The organism is Bacillota bacterium (assembly GCA_040754675.1).
Taxonomy (GTDB): Bacteria; Bacillota; Limnochordia; order Limnochordales; family Geochordaceae; genus Geochorda.
Genome location: JBFMCJ010000475.1, coordinates 1 through 3,167, shown reverse-complemented (window position 1 = coordinate 3,167; position 3,167 = coordinate 1). Strand labels below are relative to the sequence as shown.

Genomic DNA, 3,167 nt, shown 5'->3' with positions numbered 1-3,167 from the left:
ATCGCGTTCGTTCCGCCTGAAGAGGGTGGGCCGCGACTTCGTGTACGTGAAGTAGGGGTGGGAGGCGTGGATCGCGTGCTCGTGGTTGACGACTCCGGTATCACCCGGCGGCTGGTGTGCATGGTGCTTGAGGGCGCCGGCTTTGAAGTGGGTACGGCGGAAAACGGCCTGGAGGCGCTGGAGAAGCTTTACCGGGGCGAGTGGGAGCTCGTGATAGCCGACGTCAACATGCCCATGATGGACGGAGTCGATCTGGTACGCCAGGTGAGGGAGGACCCCGCTTACCGGGGCCTGCCCGTGGTGGTCCTGTCGAGCGAGGCTGCCGGCGAGCGCGTCAGGCAGGCCCTCGCGGCCGGTGCCGACCTCTATCTCACCAAGCCCGTTCCGCCCGAGATGCTGGTCGCCACGGTGAGAGCCCTCCTGGCCGGTAGCCGTGGCTGCAGGAGGTGAGCGCGCTGGTGGTTGACGAGGACCTGTGGAGGGAATACCTGGTCGAAGCGGAGGACCTCCTGGCCACCGTTGAGCAGTGCGCCCTTGAGCTGGAGGGGAACCCTAGCGAAACAACTGCGGTTGACGAGATCTTCCGCTGCGTCCATACGCTGAAGGGAAACAGTGCCTTCTTGGGTCTCCAGGAGGTTTCGGCATTATGCCACGAGTTCGAATCCTCTATGGAAGAGTTGAGAAAAAAGCAGCGCCATCCTGCCCCGGAAGAGTTGGAGGCGATCCTGGAGCTTGTGGACACCATCCGGCGGCTCCACGCGGAGGCCCGGCGAGCGAAGTCGCCAATCACCGGGACTCCAGCAGGGGGTGAGCCGGACGACACCGGTGACGCAGAGCGGAGGTATCTCGTGTTTTCGCTCGGGGGGTTGACCGCGGCTGTGCCGGTAGGCGCTGTCGACGAGGTGTCCCGGCCGCTTCCGGTGAGCAGGGTCCCGTGCGCCAGCCGGTGGCTGCGGGGGCTGGTCAACCTGCGCGGGGAGGTGATACCCATCGTTGACTTTTGCGCGGTAGCGGGGCTGCGGGAGCGGGATGCCGGGTTCCTTCTGGTGGTGGATGCCGCGGGGACAAAGGCGGCAATCGAGGTTGAGGAGATCCACGGCGTCATCGCACTGGTGCCTCAACCCCACGAGGACGTGCCCGCTGGATGGTTACCGCTGTTCTCGGCGGTCGCACGCGGTCCGTCTGGCCTGGTGGGAATCATTGAGACCTCCGTACTTCTCGACGTGGGAGTGGGCAAAAATGCAGGTGTTGGTGGTTGACGATTCGGCTTTCATGAGGATGCGCACTGCCGGCCTGCTGAAGGGTGCCGGTTACGAGGTGCTGGAAGCGGAGAACGGGCGCGTGGCGGTGGAACTGTACAAGCGGCACCGTCCTGCCGTTGTGTTGATGGACATTACCATGCCCGAGATGGACGGGCTGGAGGCGCTGCGGGCGATCAGGCAGGTTGACCCGGACGCGAACGTTGTCATGCTGAGCGCCCTGGGTCAATCCTCGGTGGTGATGGAAGCCATCCAGGCTGGTGCGCGGGACTTCGTGGTCAAGCCGTACCAGCCGGACCGGGTTTTGTTTGCCGTGGGGAAACTGGTGGGGGTCGTCAGCCGTGGTTAAGGCACCGCTGTTTGCGGGCCGTGTTACTGGGCGCGCAGGGCGGCGATGATCTGTGGTGCTGTACCCACTACGTATGCAGCCGCCGGTTTTAGGAGCAGGCGGAGCGTTGGGGGACGGGCTGACGTGTTTTACCAAGAAGCAGGGGATATGGGACTGTGGGAGCTTCAGGAGAGCATGGGTGGGATTCTGGGGCTGGCCGTCATGGTTGCGTACCCGGACGGCCGTCCGCTGACCGACCCGTCCAACCTGTGTTCTTTCTGCGCCGTGCTCGACAGCAATCCGGAAGCGCGGGCCAGGTGTGCGGCTTCGCATGCAGCCTCTGCGAGGGCTGCTGCGGCTGCGGGGAGGGAGGTTCTCGACACCTGCCATGCCGGGCTGGTGCATCTGGCGGTTCCCCTGCAGGCGGCCGGAGAGGCGGTAGCGGTGGTGCTAGGCGGCAACGTGGCCCTGCGGCCGCTGGCGGAGGAGGCGGTGGCGCGGCTGGCCCGGGAAACGGGTATTGATCCGGAAAAGCTTCTTGAGGCGGCCGGGGCGGTGCCACTCTGGGCGGAAGAGCGACTACGGACGGTCATGGCGGTCATACGGAAGGTGACGGACACCGTGACCCGGCTGCTCTACGCCAAGCAGGAACTTGGCAGGAAGGTGGACCAGCTTGCCGCTCTCTTTGAGTTCAGCCGGACCGTTTCCGGGAGCCTCGAGGTGGCCGAGGTCGCCCGGCAGACGCTCGAGGCGGTGCTGGAGTTGACCGGTGCCACCAGCGGGTCGGTGGTAATGCTGGGCAAGGCGACGCCAGCTGCAACGGCGGCCGAGGTGGCAGCCACTGTGGAGTCCTGTGACGAGTTCCGGGTGGTGCCGTCGGGCGAAGTGGTTGCTGCTGTTGAGCGAGAGACCCGCTCCGTTCAATTTAACAGCCGGCCCGGAGGTGACACGGCCGAAGAAAGGCGGCCGGCGGTAGCCTTACCCCTGATGGTTGGGGGCAGGGTAACGGGCGTGCTGACCGTGGCCGGCAGGCCGGAAGGTGCGGGTTTTGCCGAAGACGAGACCGCGTTTCTGACCACGCTGGGCACCAGCCTTGCTCTGGTCCTTGAGAATGCCCGCCTTTTCCGCGAGCTCAAGCTGAGAGCGGCCACGCTGGAGCGGTTGACCGAGGTGGGGCGGGTGGTGTCGGGCAGCCTGGACGTGGATGCGGTGGTGGAGTCGGCTCTGGGGAGCGTCAGGGAGGTTCTGGGGGCGGAGCGGTGTGCCCTGCAGCTGCTTGATGAGGAGACGGGTGAGCTGGTGCTGAAGGGGAGCCTGGGCATGGGTGCGGAGCTCGGGGCCAGGGCAGGCGGCGTCCGGCCGGAGGGTACCGTGCTGGGGAAGGTGCTGGAGACGGGAGAACCCGTGGTGGTGGAGGACCTGACCGCCGGCGGGCCGGGCGTGCATCTGCCCTACTGCTCGGCGGAGATGCGCGCGGCAGCCGTGGTGCCGGTACGGTCGGGTCGAAAGATTCTCGGCACACTGAAGGTCTATTCCCCCGTACCGCGGGGCTGGACTGAGGAAGAAGTGAGCTATCTGGG

At 66.0% G+C, this 3,167-nt stretch carries 4 protein-coding genes; all 4 read left to right on the top strand.

From position 1 onward, the window contains the following. Positions 1–450, top strand: a 450-nt coding sequence (locus AB1609_19330) for a response regulator (protein ID MEW6048595.1), incomplete at its 5' end; no start/stop codon positions are given. Between the two features lie 8 nt (positions 451–458). Then, positions 459–1,259 carry a chemotaxis protein CheW gene (locus tag AB1609_19325; GenBank protein ID MEW6048594.1) on the top strand — a complete coding sequence of 267 codons (801 nt, stop codon included), beginning with the start codon at positions 459–461 and terminating at the stop codon, positions 1,257–1,259. Then, positions 1,240–1,608 carry a response regulator gene (locus tag AB1609_19320; GenBank protein ID MEW6048593.1) on the top strand — a complete coding sequence of 123 codons (369 nt, stop codon included), beginning with the start codon at positions 1,240–1,242 and terminating at the stop codon, positions 1,606–1,608. Before AB1609_19325 ends, AB1609_19320 begins: the two co-directional genes overlap by 20 nt. A gap of 147 nt (positions 1,609–1,755) precedes the next feature. Then, positions 1,756–3,167 (top strand): PocR ligand-binding domain-containing protein (locus AB1609_19315; GenBank protein ID MEW6048592.1); only part of this gene is annotated, 1,412 nt, incomplete at its 3' end.

What these genes read in the sequence shown, in the direction of transcription:
- AB1609_19320 (MEW6048593.1), top strand. Translation starts at nt 1,240, where the DNA reads ATGCAGGTGTTGGTGGTTGACGATTCGGCTTTCATGAGGATGCGCACT.